This window comes from Solibacillus isronensis (assembly GCF_023715405.1).
In the GTDB taxonomy this organism is placed as follows: Bacteria; Bacillota; Bacilli; order Bacillales_A; family Planococcaceae; genus Solibacillus; species Solibacillus isronensis_B.
Map to the genome: position 1 here is coordinate 1,452,451 of NZ_JAMBOC010000001.1, position 15,975 is coordinate 1,468,425.

13 protein-coding genes are annotated in these 15,975 nt (G+C 40.5%); 2 read left to right on the forward strand and 11 right to left on the reverse strand.

Features of this window, described 5'->3' with window-relative positions; all coding sequences use genetic code 11:
- Positions 1-68: 68 nt before the first annotated feature.
- The 4 genes from M3166_RS07430 to M3166_RS07445 form a co-directional block, all read right to left on the reverse strand.
- Positions 69-1,331 (reverse strand): ribonuclease H-like domain-containing protein, encoded by a 1,263-nt coding sequence (locus M3166_RS07430; RefSeq protein WP_251688811.1) that lies wholly within the window; start codon positions 1,329-1,331, stop codon positions 69-71.
- A gap of 4 nt (positions 1,332-1,335) precedes the next feature.
- Complete coding sequence (locus M3166_RS07435; RefSeq protein WP_251688813.1) at positions 1,336-3,612, reverse strand: DEAD/DEAH box helicase; 2,277 nt, start codon at positions 3,610-3,612, stop codon at positions 1,336-1,338.
- Complete coding sequence (locus M3166_RS07440; RefSeq protein ID WP_251688815.1) at positions 3,605-3,970, reverse strand: YppE family protein; 366 nt, start codon at positions 3,968-3,970, stop codon at positions 3,605-3,607. The genes M3166_RS07435 and M3166_RS07440 overlap by 8 nt, the downstream gene beginning before the upstream one ends.
- 108 nt (positions 3,971-4,078) lie before the next feature.
- Positions 4,079-4,309: a molecular chaperone gene (locus M3166_RS07445; protein ID WP_251688817.1), complete on the reverse strand. Its 231-nt coding sequence runs from the start codon at positions 4,307-4,309 to the stop codon at positions 4,079-4,081.
- A gap of 181 nt (positions 4,310-4,490) precedes the next feature.
- Between M3166_RS07445 and recU the strand changes: the two genes are divergently transcribed.
- Positions 4,491-5,174: a Holliday junction resolvase RecU gene (gene recU / locus M3166_RS07450; RefSeq protein ID WP_251688818.1), complete on the forward strand. Its 684-nt coding sequence runs from the start codon at positions 4,491-4,493 to the stop codon at positions 5,172-5,174.
- Complete coding sequence (locus M3166_RS07455) at positions 5,161-7,854, forward strand: PBP1A family penicillin-binding protein (protein ID WP_251688820.1); 2,694 nt, start codon at positions 5,161-5,163, stop codon at positions 7,852-7,854. Before recU ends, M3166_RS07455 begins: the two co-directional genes overlap by 14 nt.
- 89 nt (positions 7,855-7,943) lie before the next feature.
- Here the strand turns inward: M3166_RS07455 and M3166_RS07460 are convergent, their stop codons facing one another.
- From M3166_RS07460 to dinG, 7 genes are all read right to left on the reverse strand, one after another.
- Positions 7,944-8,291, reverse strand: a complete 348-nt coding sequence (locus M3166_RS07460) for a YpoC family protein (protein WP_251688822.1) — start codon at positions 8,289-8,291, stop codon at positions 7,944-7,946.
- Positions 8,288-8,950: an endonuclease III gene (nth, locus tag M3166_RS07465; RefSeq protein ID WP_251688824.1), complete on the reverse strand. Its 663-nt coding sequence runs from the start codon at positions 8,948-8,950 to the stop codon at positions 8,288-8,290. The genes M3166_RS07460 and nth overlap by 4 nt, the downstream gene beginning before the upstream one ends.
- A gap of 18 nt (positions 8,951-8,968) precedes the next feature.
- Complete coding sequence (locus tag M3166_RS07470) at positions 8,969-9,700, reverse strand: DnaD domain-containing protein (protein WP_251688826.1); 732 nt, start codon at positions 9,698-9,700, stop codon at positions 8,969-8,971.
- A gap of 84 nt (positions 9,701-9,784) precedes the next feature.
- Positions 9,785-11,080 (reverse strand): asparagine--tRNA ligase, encoded by a 1,296-nt coding sequence (asnS, locus tag M3166_RS07475; RefSeq protein ID WP_251688827.1) that lies wholly within the window; start codon positions 11,078-11,080, stop codon positions 9,785-9,787.
- A gap of 32 nt (positions 11,081-11,112) precedes the next feature.
- Positions 11,113-12,306, reverse strand: a complete 1,194-nt coding sequence (locus tag M3166_RS07480; RefSeq protein WP_251688828.1) for a pyridoxal phosphate-dependent aminotransferase — start codon at positions 12,304-12,306, stop codon at positions 11,113-11,115.
- 13 nt (positions 12,307-12,319) lie between these two features.
- Positions 12,320-12,802: a DUF5590 domain-containing protein gene (locus M3166_RS07485; protein WP_251688829.1), complete on the reverse strand. Its 483-nt coding sequence runs from the start codon at positions 12,800-12,802 to the stop codon at positions 12,320-12,322.
- A gap of 76 nt (positions 12,803-12,878) precedes the next feature.
- Positions 12,879-15,665, reverse strand: coding sequence for an ATP-dependent DNA helicase DinG (gene dinG / locus M3166_RS07490; protein WP_251688830.1), 2,787 nt, complete (start codon positions 15,663-15,665; stop codon positions 12,879-12,881).
- Positions 15,666-15,975 lie beyond the last annotated feature (310 nt).

The window sequence follows — 15,975 nt, forward strand, 5'->3', positions numbered from 1 at the left end:
GATTTATTATAGCATAGGTCTGACAAATGGGACGACTACATATGTTCTAGTTGTCGAAAAATTTTTCATTATTTGTCGAAAAAATTTTTATTTCTTTTATTGGCCAAACGACTAAGCCTTTTCTGCCAATTTCTTTGCTGATTTTGCAGCTGTGATTCTTTTTGAAAAGGGATTTCAGGAAGTAAATTATTCCCTATTTCCGTATAAATGTATGCCTGCTCGTAGTCTTTTAATTTATGTTCATATAGCATTGCCAGTTGTTCGTATGCCTGCAGCTGTTTTCTGACAGGGATGGCCGGAAGTGCTGTTTGGAATGATTGGATCGCTAAATCCGTTTCTCCAATCCGCTTTAATTCAAATGCCAAATAAAAATGTGCATAACCGGTATCTTTTGTTTCGAAATGTGCCGTCACTGCCTGAAGTATTTCCGTACTTGTTTGCCGCTTTTTCAAATCGCCAAACCATTTTCCGATATTCGTATACGTTGTTGCCGACTCCGTTGATATATCATCAAACAATAAATTCGTCGAATGAATATACAATGTAATCAGCGACAGTAAATCCCATTCATTATGCAGCAGTACTTTCATCAGCGTTTCCGCATTCCCGCTTTTGACCGCATCAAAATATATAATCGGAGCCAAATGACCCGGTATATCCCCGATTCGGTAAAACCCAAGCTTATCCTGTTCAACTTGGGTAAGCTTCATGCGTGATAAATCGTCTTTCCAAAGTCGTTTCGTACTATGCAGCAAATCAATTTGCCGCTGTGATTTCAGCGGCGGCAAAAATTGCTGGTTCAATGTCCAGCGCACTTGAAGCTGCGGCCAGTCGAAACTTTTTCCGTTATAGGAAACAATCGTTACATTTCGCTGCCATAGCTTTGATTCAAACAGTAGTGCCGCTTCATTCGAAGGGTCCGCCAATACATATTGTGTGAGCGTAAAACCTTCATCATTTGCTTCCAGGAAACCAAGTAAAAAAATATGGGTACCCGCGCCTTTTAAACCGGTTGTTTCTGTATCAAAAAACACGATCGTTTCATCACCGCTAATGGCAAACGGATGATCCTCAGCTTGGGACTTCCAGCGCTTTAAGGAAGGAAACAATTCCCCAAGCTTGTAGTCACCGTGCTGATAATCAAATGGATAATGCACTTCCCGTTTAAAAAGCATGCCGAATTCATTTTCTACCAGTTCAAGCCCTTCCTGTTGCCATTGTTCGCTATATAAAGGCGGTTCAGGTTTGATGAATTTTGGTTTCTCTTTTTTTTGCTCCGTTTTTTTGCCTAGCAGTTTCTTCATTTGCAATAGCTTATTTTCATACGACATGTTCTCACATCATTTCGTTGATTAAAATATTTAACACTTTCATAACTTGTTTTTTGTTTTCTCCCAAACTATCCTGCGCACCAATGCATGAAGGACAACCTTGCTGACACGGACAGTTCTCCACATGCTGAGCTGTTCTTTCAAGCAGCGACAGTAAAACATCGTACACACGTTCACTTAAACCGATACCACCAGGATAACTGTCATAAATAAACAATGTCGGTTTTTCATTATGAACCGCTTTCACTTGCGGGACTACCGACACATCCGACCGGTCACAGTGAATGAATAACGGGATAAAGCTTCCCATTGCATAGGCAGCTCCTGTCAGCGCATCGGTCAGTTGTTCTTCCGTCCAGTTATTCGGCAACTCAAAGCTCATCCATGTCGCATTTGTATGCATTTCCATTGGAGGAATCGTAATCGGACCAGATCCGATATTATCATGGGTATTAAAACGGATTTTCTTAAAAATGGTCGGAATAGCTAAGATACTGACATCTCCGTAACTTACTGTCGAGTTTTTAAATGGGGCCGATTTATCTTCACTTAGCACCTTCAGCTCGACAGCCAAATTTGCATCTGTAAAGTAGTCGACATCCACTTCACGAACGAATGCCTTTTTCTCTTCCCAATCGAGCTTTTCGACCTGGAACTGAATACCTTGATGCAAATAGATGGCTTCTTCATGTAAAAGAGTCATTGCACTGTACGTATCCATTTCACCGATTACTTTCGTATTGGCAGGTGTTGAAATATCGATAATGACAACATTTTCCTGTGCAGCTGAACGCAGTGAAATTTCATGTGCCGGGAATCTGTCGCTCATCCAATGCCATTTCGTGCTTGTACGGACAAGAACACCCTCTTCTTCTAAATAGGCTAATAGTTCCTGAACTTCATATTCCCCATACGTATCTTCCATCGAAAATGGCAGTTCGAATGCCGCACATTTTAAATGCTCCATTAAAATTAACAGATTTTCCGGATTAATACGCGCTTCTTCTGGTGAACTTCCTAATAGATAACTAGGATTTTGGACAACATATTGATCCAATGCCGTTGATTGCGCAACATAAACAATGAGCGCCTCGTCCTGACGTCTTCCTGCTCTGCCCGCTTGCTGCCACGCACTCGCGATATTCCCTGGGTAGCCTGTCATAATACATGCCTGTAATTGACCGATATCAACACCCAATTCAAGTGCATTCGTACTAACGACCATCTGTATTGATCCTGTTCGTAAGCCTTTTTCGATTTCCCGCCGTTCACTCGGCAAATAACCGCCACGATATCCTTGAATCGATTCGTCCATAATTTTTTTCGATGTTAACGACTTTAAATACGTCACGAGCATTTCCACACGAACTCTTGATTTCGCAAAAATAATCGTTTGTATGCCCGCTTCAAACAAGCGCTTCGAAATATCGCGTACTTCGAGCACTGCGCTCCGTCTAACTCCAAATGTCGGATGGACGATCGGCGGGTTGTAAAAAATAAATGTCTTCTTCCCGATAGGCGCACCTGATTGTTCGATCAGCTCATGCTTACTGTTTGTCAGGCTTTCCGCCAGTTCTTTAGGGTTTTTGATTGTGGCACTCGTACAAATAAAAATCGGATTGCTTCCATAAAATTCGCAAATACGCTGAAGTCTTCTTATAACATGCGCGACATGTGAACCGAACACGCCTTTATACGTATGTAACTCATCAATGACGATATACTTCAAGTTTTCAAAAAGGGATACCCATTTCGTATGGTGCGGTAAAATGCCTGAATGCAGCATATCGGGATTTGTCATGACAATATGGCCGGCTTTCCGGATTTTTTGGCGAATGCCTGGTGCAGTATCTCCATCATATGTGTAACTCAAAATATCCTCATCCATCAGTTCAATCAATTCATTAAGATCTGATTTCTGGTCCTGTGCAAGCGCTTTTGTAGGAAACAAATAAATAGCGCGACTTGAGCGATCTTCTAAAATTTGCTGTAAAACCGGCAGATGGTAGCAATACGATTTTCCCGAAGCAGTCGGTGTAATCGCAGTAAAATGCTTTTGCTGTTGTGCATAGTCGAATGCTTGGCGCTGATGGATATAAAGCTGCTCAATACCGCGCCCATGCAATGCTTTAATGATCGATGGGTGTAAATTAGACGGAAAATCTGCATATTGGGCCTGCTTTTCATCAATCGTATGCATGGCGACAATATTTTGCTTCATTTCCTCATCATATTGCCACTCGTCGACAAGCTGCGAAATGGTTCTTTTTTTGCTAAGCATCGTCTTCACCTTCCTCAACCTTTGTTGCGAGTAGCTTTAATGTATATTGGGCAGATTGGATCGATTGAATAAACCGTTTTTTGCTCGTTCCTTTAAAGAAAGACTGTACAACAAATTGCTCCATTGCATCGGCTGCGTGGTCAATTTGTTGTACATATAAATTTTTTGGGTGCTGGCTTTTTATCCAATTTGTCGCATGCTGCTGCCATTCGTGAATACGTGTATGGACTTCATCGACATGTGGCTTGACCTCATTAAAGAAATCCGGCTCCTTGTCTAAACGTCGCATTTCATGAAAACGGTGTAAACACGCATCACATTCTTCTATTAATTGGTATGTTTCATCTATTAATTGCATAAAGAGCACCTCGAGTAATTTCATCTGTTTTAACCTTGTAGCGTAAAATATCATAGTTCGCTACAACAGCTACTTTTTTATTAATTTATTCATCTTTGCCCATTCAGGCTAAAGTATATTTGTTCTTAAGTGTATCAAATTCTCATCGTTTGTACTACTCATATGCGAACAGGCATTCTTTACTTGACTCTTTGTTTCTGCTAAGCTAACTTTTTGATAAACTGTGAGTAGATTGGTTAAATGCTCCACTTTCATTCTTAATTGTTCGCGTTCCATTTGCAATGATAATAATGTTTGTGCCATTTCTACTTGTTCGATTAAGCGTGATAATTTCGACATATAATGCCCCCTTTTCACAATGATTCTTTCTTTTTCCACGGAATCCTTGTCATGTGGCAAAAATAGTGTCCATTCGCTAAAAGAAGTTATATTTTGCATAGCTTTTACAAAATTATTAACGGGTACATTGTTTGTGATACACTATTAAAGTATTATTTCTTCCAGGAAAGAAGGTGATTCCATGGTGATTCGTTATCCAAACGGGAAACTCTATGAAAGTGCGCCAAAGATTGAGAAAAAAAAGGAATCCGCTAAATCTCAATCGGTTGCTAAAGAAAAAAATAAAAGAGCCGTCAATTACAGTAACCGTGGAAAAAGCTTAGAAGATGACCTAAATGAAACAAATATGTTTTATTTACATAGGAATATGGCAAATATACACAAGAAACCTGTTCCTATACAAATCGTCAAAGTAGATTATCCGGCTAGAAGTGCTGCTGTTATTAAAGAGGCTTATTTCCGCACCCCTTCAACGACGGATTATAATGGCGTATGGAATGGATATTACATTGACTTTGAAGCAAAAGAAACGGATAGTAAAACATCCTTTCCATTAAAAAACATTCACCCTCACCAAATGGATCATATGCATTCCGTGACAAATCAACGAGGAGTTGCGTTTTTCATTGTACGATTCAGCACGTTAAACCGTAATTTTGTCATTTCGTATCATGCTGTGGCAAAATGGTTTTCAGCAATGGATGAAGGGGGAAGAAAATCTATACCAATCGCCGTTTTTGAGCAGGATGCCATCGAAATATCCGAAGGCTATTTGCCAAGGCTCGATTACTTACAGGCGGTAAAAAAGTTAATCGCAAACAATAATGTTTGTGAAAGTGAGGAGAAACATCGTGACGGAAAATAGAAAAACACGCGAACAAATTAAGCGCGAACGTCAACAAAAAAACAAAAAATCCAGAAAACCGAAAACTTCTGCAGGGAAATGGATTAAGCGCATTGTCTTAGCAATCGTTTTAATTGGGGTAATTGGTTTCTTAAGTGGTGCCGCATTGTTTGGCTACTATGTAAGCAAAGCACCTGAACTGGATGAGGATGCATTAAAGGATCCGATTTCATCGGAATTTTATGATATAAATGGAGAACTTTTTGCAACAATTGGTGCAGAAAAACGAAATTATGTAAAATATGAAGATATTCCACAGCAAATGATTGACGCGATTATCGCAACAGAAGATGCACGATTTTTTGATCACTTCGGTGTTGACTTGTGGCGCCTTGGCGGTGCCGTACTTGCCAACTTCCGTGATGGATTTGGTGCTCAAGGTGCGAGTACAATTACACAGCAAGTTGTAAAAAACTCATTCTTTACCAATGAGAAAAAGCTGGAGCGTAAAGCGCAGGAAGCTTGGCTCGCAATTAAGCTGGAACGTCAATATAGTAAAGAAGAAATTTTTGAAATGTACTTTAATAAAATCCTAATGTCAGGTAGAATTCATGGCTTTGGTACAGCAGCAAAAGAATTTTACGGAAAAGAATTAAGTGAATTATCATTGGCTGAATATGCTCAATTAGCAGGGATGCCGCAAAGTCCGAACAATTATAACCCATACAAAAAGCCGGACCGTGCAAAAAAACGCCGTAATATCGTTTTAGGCTTAATGGTTCAGCACGGGAAAATTACCGAAGCTGAAGCGGAAAAAGCGAAAAAGGAACCTATTACTGGCGGGCTCATTCCTGAAGAAGAGCGTGTAGCAAACAGTACAACGAAATATCCTGCATTTTTGGATGTCGTTTTAGCAGAACTCGAAAAAAATGGTGATAGCGAACTGACTTCCGAAGGGATCAAAGTTTATACAACGCTAGATCCAAAAGCACAGACGATTGTAGAAGATTTGATGAACAATGACAGCAACTTCCCTACTGAAGAGATGCAGGCCGGTGTTGCAGTCATCGATACACCAACAGGTGAAATTCGTGCAATTGGCGGCGGACGCAATTATACAGGTGAATTCAACTATAACTTCGCCTACGATATGACAACCCGCCAGCCTGGTTCGACTTTAAAACCTTTAATTGATTATGGTCCTGCCATTGAATATTTAAAATGGTCGACTGGTCAAACAACGGTCGATGAAAAAATTACGTATTCCGGTTCAGATCAAGTTATCGGGAACTGGGACGGCCGCTATTTAGGTACGATGACAGTACGTGAAGCACTCTATACATCACGAAATATTCCGGCAGTGAAGACTTTCCGTGAAGTTGGTCCGGAACGTGCTAAAGAGTTTTTAGGCAATTTAGGTATTGAGTCAAGCGGATTAACAGAATCCGAGGCTTTAGGTGGAGGACGCGTCAATATTTCTCCTGTCCAAATGGCCGCTTCTTATGCAGCATTCGGCAACAACGGTACTTATAATAGTCCGCATGCCATTACTAAGATTGTTTTCCGTGATGGAAAAACATCAAAATCGTTTAAACCGGAATCCAAAAAAGCAATGAGTGATTATACCGCTTATATGGTAACGGATATTTTACGTGATGTAGTTAGTAACAAACGCAATGCCTCTGCGACACGTGCGATAGTATCAGGCGTTGATATCGCCGGTAAAACAGGTACAACAAACTATGGCTCAGATGAATTTGAAAAGTTCAATTTAAAGAGTGGCTCAGTACCGGATACATGGTTTGCCGGGTATACAACAAACTACTCAATCGCTATTTGGGGCGGTTATTCACAGCGGAAAGATGCCATTACAACATGGGAAGAGCGCTGGTTGCCACAAACATTGTTCAAATCGATCATGACGGATTTAAATCAGCATAACCCGTCGTCATCATTTAAACAGCCAAGCAGTGTCGTATCGGCTTCGATTGTTGTCGGATCGAATCCATTAAAACTGGCGAATGAATATACACCAGCTACACAAAAAGCAACAGAGCTGTTTGTTAAAGGAACCGAGCCAACTGAGTATACGCAGGAATTTGTACCTCAAAATCTAGATTCACCTACTAGTTTACAAGCGGCATACAATGAAGCAGCACAACTAGCAGATGTTTCCTGGTCACATTCATCACTTGACGGTTCCGGTGAAGATACAGATCCTGTTACATTTGAAGTATCGATGAAAGTTGATGGCGGTCCGGCAACGGTCATTTCTACGACAAGCGCAACCGCAATTCAAGTACCTAACATCGAACGAGGTAAAGAATATACATTTACAGTTACAGCCATTTCGGGTGATTTACGAAGTGATCCGGCAAGCGTTGCATTATTCGTCGAAGGCGATGCGACAACAGAGCCAGAAGATCCGAATGACTCCATTGAAGATCCGAATGAAGCAGAACAACCGGAACAGCCTGGTAACGGGAACAACAATGGGAATAACGGCAATGGCAATGGCAACAACGGGAACGGGAATGGAAACAATGGAAACGGCAATGGCAATGGAAATAACGGCAACGGCAATGGCAGCGGTAATACTGTAGAGCCGGATGAGTCCGACCCTGATCCATCAGTACCGAACCAACCAAACCCTCCTACTTCGGGCGGCGAAACAAGGCCTGAAGACTCAGAAGAAGATTAAACTAAAAAACATCAATTTTTCTCACAAGGAGAAAAATTGATGTTTTTTCTTTTTTATTTAAGTTGAAAAATAACGATTGTTCGGTTATTTTACTTTTTCATTCTCAGCCTTGCGCAGCGCTTTTTCGTTTCTTTATAAAGTTCGTCCAATTGACGATAGCATGCATATTGCCCTGGACGAGCTTTTATAAACTGCAGACGTTCCATCCCGTTGATTGGCATGAGCTCATACTCGCTTTGCACTGAAAACGGTATATCTGTAATAGAACCGTTTACAATAAACTGTTCAAAATGTTCGATTCCTTCTACCATGAATTGCAGTGCTGATCCGTCACGTCGTTCATGGGCTGCGTGAATCGTTTCACGCATTGTCTCCCATTCACCGTACCAAGCGTCCACCACTTCTTTTGAAATTGCCTCTTGTTGAACTGAAATCATCCTATTTTTACCAAACCTTTTTTCAAACGTTTTTGCCCTTCTCGACAGTCATCCAATAACGGACATGACCCGCAGCCGGGATTTTGCGCTTTACAATGATAACGGCCAAAGAAAATAATTTGATGGTGTGCACGGCTCCATCGTTCAATCGGCGTTTTTTTCATGATTGTTTCTTCTACTTCCAGCACACTGTCTTTCCAACGACAAAGCCCTAATCGCTTCGAGACACGCTCTACATGCGTATCGACAGCCATCGCAGGAATATCAAATGCAACCGACAAGACAACATTCGCTGTTTTACGGCCGACACCTGGCAATGTGACAAGATCTTCACGAGATGCCGGAACTTCCCCGCCATATTCATTTAACAGACGCGCACATAATAATTGAATATTTTTCGCTTTATTCCGGTAAAGGCCAATTGAACGAATATCATTTTGCAGTTCCTCAAGCGAAACATTTAAATAATCCTGCGGAGTTTTATATTTTTGAAATAATTGTTTCGTCACTTTATTGACGAGGACATCTGTACATTGCGCAGATAATAATGTCGCAATCGTCAACTCAAACGGATTGTCATGCACTAATTCACAATGTGCATCCGGAAACATGCGATCCATCTCATCTAAAAAGTGATTCCATTTTGCTTTTGTTAACATAAAAGTTTTGGTGTCCTCCTATTCTCGCTCCTCTAACCAATTATAGAAAGAAACTTTTTCCGTTTTCTGAACTGTTTCTTGCTGATGTACCGGTTGAATCGGTGCTGCGGCCATCGTATTTTTCCGGTATTGCTCACTATGTTTTTCAATTTGTGCGAGTGTTTTTATGTTGCGCTTCTTCCACTCGATCAAAATACGGTCAATGTAGCGTAAGTTCACTTTATCAGCAAGTACCGCTTCTTTTAATGCAGCTTTTATAATTTCAGGACTATGCTGATCCAAGTCCATCCACATACCGATTGTTTCAATTTCCATTGGAGAAAGCAGGCGTCCCAGCTCTTGTTCAAACAGCTGAAAAATTTTCGCCTCGTCCAATTTGTTGGCAGTTGAAACCTGTTGTTGTGCTTTTGATTGCAGCAGATCCAGCAGTCTTTCCCATAAAGGATAAATCGAATATTTCTCGGCAAGGCGTCCAGACTCATCAGTGCTTTGAGAAATTTCGACATATCCTTTTTGCATTAAGCGTTGAATTATTTGAGAAATAGCCGTCAATTGAAAATTTGTCCGCTGCATTAAATCATTTGGTGTCGGAAAGTCGATTCCTTCCTGTTCGAACGTTAATAAATGTAGAATGATTAATGCTTCGTCATCTTGTATATTTAGTTCGCTATAATGTTTAAAAAATAATTGTGGAATAGTAATTTGTAATTGCTCCGTCCAAACGCGGATTCGATTAAAATTTTTAGACATAGTTGAATCCCCCTTTGTGCGCTCGTAACGACAAAACGCCCGGCAAAATTCCGGACGTTTTCTCGTTGTATAAATTAAAATTAATTATGGATATAAACGGTTTAATAAACGTGGGAACGGAATAGATTCACGGATATGTTCTGTTCCGGAAATCCATGCAACTGTACGCTCTAACCCTAAACCGAAGCCTGAGTGAGGTACTGCACCTTGTTTACATAAATCTAAATACCATGCATATGCATCCATCGATAAGTTATGTTGTTCTAAACGAGATTTCATTAATTCATAATCATAAATACGTTCAGAACCACCGATAATCTCACCATAGCCTTCAGGAGCGATTAAGTCTGCACATAAAACGACATCATCGCGCTCTGGGTGTGGCTGCATGTAGAACGGTTTAATACCGATCGGGTAGCATGTGATAAATACTGGTTTGTCGTAATGGTTGGCAATTGCTGTTTCGTGTGGTGCACCGAAGTCATCACCCCACTGGATATCATCAAAGCCTTGCTCATGTAAGAACTCGATCGCTTCATCATAAGAAATACGCGGGAATGGTGCTTTCACGTTTTCAAGTTTTGATGTATCACGGCCTAGACGCTCTAAATCAAGCTTACAGTTTTTCAGTACAGATTGTACGATATGAGATACGTATTGTTCCTGTACTTCCAAGCTTTCATCATGCTCAACAAATGCCATTTCAGGCTCGATCATCCAGAATTCGATTAAGTGACGACGTGTTTTAGATTTTTCTGCTCGGAATGTAGGACCAAACGAGAATACTTTTCCTAATGCCATTGCAGCAGCTTCCATGTAAAGCTGACCAGATTGAGATAGGAATGCGTCTTCATCGAAATATTTTGTATGGAACAGCTCTGACGTACCTTCAGGTGAAGAACCTGTTAAGATTGGCGGATCCATTTTTGTAAAGCCATTTTCATTGAAAAATTCATATGTTGCGCGAATAATTTCGTTACGTACTTTCATGATTGCATGTTGTTTACGAGAACGTAACCATAAGTGACGGTTATCCATTAAAAATTCTGTACCATGCTCTTTTGGTGTAATTGGGTAGTCTTTAGCAGGACTGATTACTTCGATACCTGTAACATTTAACTCAGCACCGAAAGAAGAACGCTCGTCCGCTTTAACTTCACCAATAACATACATCGATGTTTCCTGTGTCATGCCTTTAGCTACTGCGAATAGTTCTTCGCCCACCTCTGCTTTTACAACTACACCTTGCGCAAAGCCTGAGCCATCACGTAACTGTAGGAAAGCTAATTTACCGCTAGAACGTTTGTTAGCTAACCATGTACCAATTTTTACTGTTTCGCCAATATGATTTGGCATATCTTTAATCATAATTTTTTTCATAAAGTCCTCCAAAGCTTATGTTGCAAGGACGCTTAATCTTGCCATTTTGCTTTAACAAAGGCATCGATTCGGCGAACTGCTTCTTCTAATAATTCTAAAGATGTCGCATACGATAAACGTATTGTCGCTGGGGCACCAAATCCTGAACCTGGAATGACCGCAACATTTGCTTCTGTTAATAGTGCCGATACAAAATCGTCCACTGAAGTATAGCCTGTTTTCTCGGCTGTTTCCGAAACATCCGGCAATAAGTAGAAAGCACCTTGTGGTTTTAATACTTTCACACCAGGAATTGCTGCTAATTTCGGGAAAATCGCTTCTAAACGTGATTCAAACGCTTGTCTCATCTTTTCTACTGCATCCTGCGAGCCGTTATATGCTTCAATCGTTGCATATTGTGCTGTTGTTGTTGCATTTGAAGTAGAGTGAGATGCTAAATCCGTCATCGCTTTAATGATTGTCGCGTCACCAGCTGCGTAGCCAATGCGCCATCCTGTCATAGAGTGAGATTTTGCAACACCGTTCACAACAATTGTACGTGCTTTCACTGCGTCTGAAACTTCCGCAATTGAATAATGCTCTATTCCATTGTAAACAAGCTTTTCATAAATTTCATCTGAAACGATTAAAATATCCTTTTCTTCTGCCACTTGTGCAAGCTCAGCCAATTCTTCCTTCGAATAAATCATACCGGAAGGATTGGACGGTGAGTTAATAATCACCGCTTTTGTTTTCTCTGTAATGGCATTACGTAGTTGCTGTGCTGTAATTTTAAAGTTCTGTTCCTGTGTTCCTTCCACATATACAGGAACACCGCCAGCAAGCTTCACTTGTTCAGGGTAAGATACCCAGTAAGGAATTGGGATAATTACTTCATCGCCCTCATTTAAAATAACTTGGAACAATGTATACAGAACGTGTTTTGCTCCGACACCAACGATTATCTCATTTGCTTTGTATGTAAGATTATTGTCTCGAGCCAATTTATCAATAATTGCTTTCTTTAAAGCAGGTAAACCTCCAGCCGGTGTATATTTTGTCAGTCCAGCATCCATCGATTGTTTTGCCGCATTTAAAATATTCTCCGGTGTATTAAAGTCCGGCTCCCCTGCACCTAAACCAATTACATCAATACCTTGCTCCTTTAACTCTTTCGCTTTAGCTGTAATCGCTAAAGTAGAAGATGGTGTTAAAGTTTTTACACGATTTGCCAACAATTGTTTCATGTTGCTCTCTCCTCTACAAATTCAATATGCGTTTCCACCATTGCCCATCTTCAAATAGAAGATAGACATAATTCAAGCTGCCGGATTCATTTTTATAGGTAATTTCCCATACTGGACCCGGCTCCTCGAATCCTAACTTCATATGAAGAATCTCTTTCGCAGCAGTATCTTCCTGAAAAACAGACAACGCCTTTTCTTCAGTGATGCCATCTGCTAAAAATACTTCCTGCATTGAATTCTCATCTAAACTCATCGGGACGAAGACTGCCTTTTCCTTCCCATACTCATCCACTCCGAAAACAGTGACATATGGCTTATTCCCATTGTAAACATAGGAATCATCAACAACAGCAAGTGCTTTCGTATCCAGCGCAAAACTTTCCGCCTTTTGTTCTATTTCACTAAACGGTGCATTGGCCTTCCAAAATACGAACACTGAAATAACAAGCGACAAAGATAAAATAAAGACAACCGAAAAGATAATCCAGTTTTTCATAACTGCACCTTGCAATCCGATGTATTTGTATGTTGTTTAAAGTTTTGTTTCATTTTTGTCAACCTGCTTTCCTTCCTCATCGTTTTTCATTATACCAATTTCCTAAGCTTTGCACCATACTGTGTAGAGGCAGTTTTTGTATAGAAATTGGCGGTAATGACTCGATAAACTGTTGTCCGTATGATTTCGTTTCAATCCGTCGATCCAAAACGATAAATACCCCTTTATCATGGCTGGAACGAATTAATCGGCCGAATCCTTGCTTGAACCGGATAATGGCATCCGGCAGGGCCAGTTCTGTAAAGGAATTGCGCCCTTGCTGCGTTATATAATTAGCCCGCGCTTTAAACGCTGGTTCTTCCGGTGAAGAAAACGGCAGCCTTACAACAATGACCGCAGACAGACCGTCGCCCGGTACATCGACCCCTTCCCAGAAGCTGTTCGTTCCGAATAATACGGAATGATTAAACTTTTGGAAAGACTTTAATAATCGCATACGGCTTCCGGATGTCACACCTTGTGCAAAAATCATATAGTCGCTTAACAATTCACTTTCCTGTATAAGGTTGACTGTTTTACGCAGCATGTCCTGTGACGTGAATAAAACAAAGCATCTTCCATTCGTCATGCGCACTGTATTTGTAACGGCATGTGCAACCTCTTCGATATACTCAGACTGTGAAACGGCCTGAATGTCAGGCATGTCATTGACAATATACACTTCTGCCCCGTCATAATAACTCGGGTCCGCATGCAGCTTTTCAATCGGGATCATCGGATTGATCCCAAGCTGGTTCGTAATAAAACGCTCATTACTTGGTACTGTTAACGTACCGGATGTCCAGACAATGCCGCTTTTTTCACGGATCGGATCAAAAAGTTTCCTGATTGTTGATGTCACTTCAATCGGTTTTTTATAGAGCTGGATACTGCCAGGTACACTGCGCTGGTCCAACTCAAGCCAGCATGAATAGTCAGGATTTTCACTTAAAAATACATCATCCCATTCTGCCAGTTTTATTGTAAACTCATTGACGATATACTGCCATTGCTCAATTAAATATTCATGCTCCGGTGCAAGCTCTTCCACACTTGAAGTAAACTTCCGGATAAGCTCGGTCGCTTCATCCACCCATTGCTGCACAGTGAGTGAAACTTTTATTAAAACTTCACGACCTAATTTCAATTCAGAAATGAACACTTCGATTTTCTGAAGTTGCTTAGTCTGGTGATGATGCGCTTCTTTCACTCCTCGAAGCAATGCCGTCATTGCCGTATCAAATGCATTGACCATTTGAATATAGCGCTTTTCCAGCTGATCAAGTGTTTGATAATTCAACAACTGTTTTTTTATTGCTACTCGACGGATCTTATAAAATAGCTGTTCATCTTCCTGTATACCAATTTGTCCAAATAAATATTTCCAATTCATATAAGTGAATATTTTTTCGTGCTGATTGATTGCAGCTTGTATAAACTGATGGGCCTCATCGATTACCCAGCCGCCTAATGAATTAAAAATCTGTTCATTGCGTACAAGATCACTGAGCAGCATCGCATGGTTTGTCACAATAATGTCCGCCTGGCGACTATTTTGAATTGCACGTGAATAAAAATCATAAAGTGGCATTGTCGTTTTCGGCAATGCGGTCTTTCGGATTTTATCAATGAGCAGCTGGCCACCACCCGACACATTCAGTTCACTTAAATCACCCGTCTCCGTTTTCGAAAGCCAGATAAGTGTTTGCAGTACTGTAAATGTCTGATCATATGAAACATCCTGTGTCTTAAGCTCTTTCTCGAACTTTTCGACGTCGATATAATGATTCATCCCTTTTAACAAGGTCATTTTAATCGGCTGCCCAAGCGCCTGTTCCAATATCGGAATATCATTTTGCATAAGCTGATCCAGCAAATGGGAAGTATACGTACTGATTCCTATTTTCTGATTTGTTTTTTTAGCATAATAAATCGACGGCACTAAATAACCCATTGTTTTTCCGATTCCCGTTGATGCTTCAATGACATGTTCCGCCTTTGCGTTGAATGCATGCCATATGCTGTCCATCATTTGAAACTGCTGCGGGCGCTCTTCAAAATCGGGAATCCCTTTTAATAATAAGGCCATCTTTTCATCTGTCGTTTGCGGGTAAACAAGTTCATCTCCATCACTTTTTGGCGTCGGTGCCATTTTGCGGATGGCGATTTTACGGTAAAAGACATGCCCTTCATCCGTTAATGCTTTATTGCGTTTAATGACAAGCGCATCAAAAAACAGCTGGGACAAGTCTGTTCTCAAACGGAAAGAACGTTTATGCAATTGCTCCAAAGTAACGAGCGGCAATGTTAACAGCTCTTCCCAACAATGTTTAAGCAGGTACGCTGTCGCGAGTGCATCGTCATCCGCGCGGTGTGCACTTTGCAGCTCGATATGAAAATCATTCGCTAAATCCGATAATTTGTAGCTTAACGACATCGGGAACAAAATTTTAGTCAATTCAACCGTGTCGATTTTCTTTCCGTGCCATTTCGATATTCCGGCACGGTTAAACTCCGCCTGTAAAAAGTTCAAGTCAAAATCTGTATTATGGGCTACAAATACAGCCCCTTCAAGCAGCTCATAAATATAATCCGCATGCGCTTCAAATGGTAAAGCATCTTTTACATCTTCGTCTGTAATATTAGTTAAATCCTGTATAAATAACGGAATCGGTTTTCCCGGATTAATAAATTTAGAATATTTTTTAACGATTTCCCAACCTTGCATAATGACAATGGCGATTTGAATCATACGGTCGCCGCTTGCAGGGGAATGCCCTGTTGTTTCAATGTCGACAATCGCATATTTTTGACTTTCCTTCATTTTTCTTCAACTCACAGTTCAAGTAATATAACGGCATTTTATCATACTGGAGGTGATGAGGTCATGTAATTGGATAGAACGGCTGAAACGTGGAGGTGGAATGCTGCGTTCGTAAATATAGAGTTAGAGCCGATATATGAACGTTCTAAAAGTTCTAATATATTTTAAAATCATCTAATAAAATTTTATTTATTCTAATAAAGCCACGATTTTCTAATATAACCGCTAACTGTTCTAAAATAAGTCCCGTTTGTGCTAATATCCTTTCCGGTTATTCGAATATCCATCCAAGTTTTCTAATATATCCCTA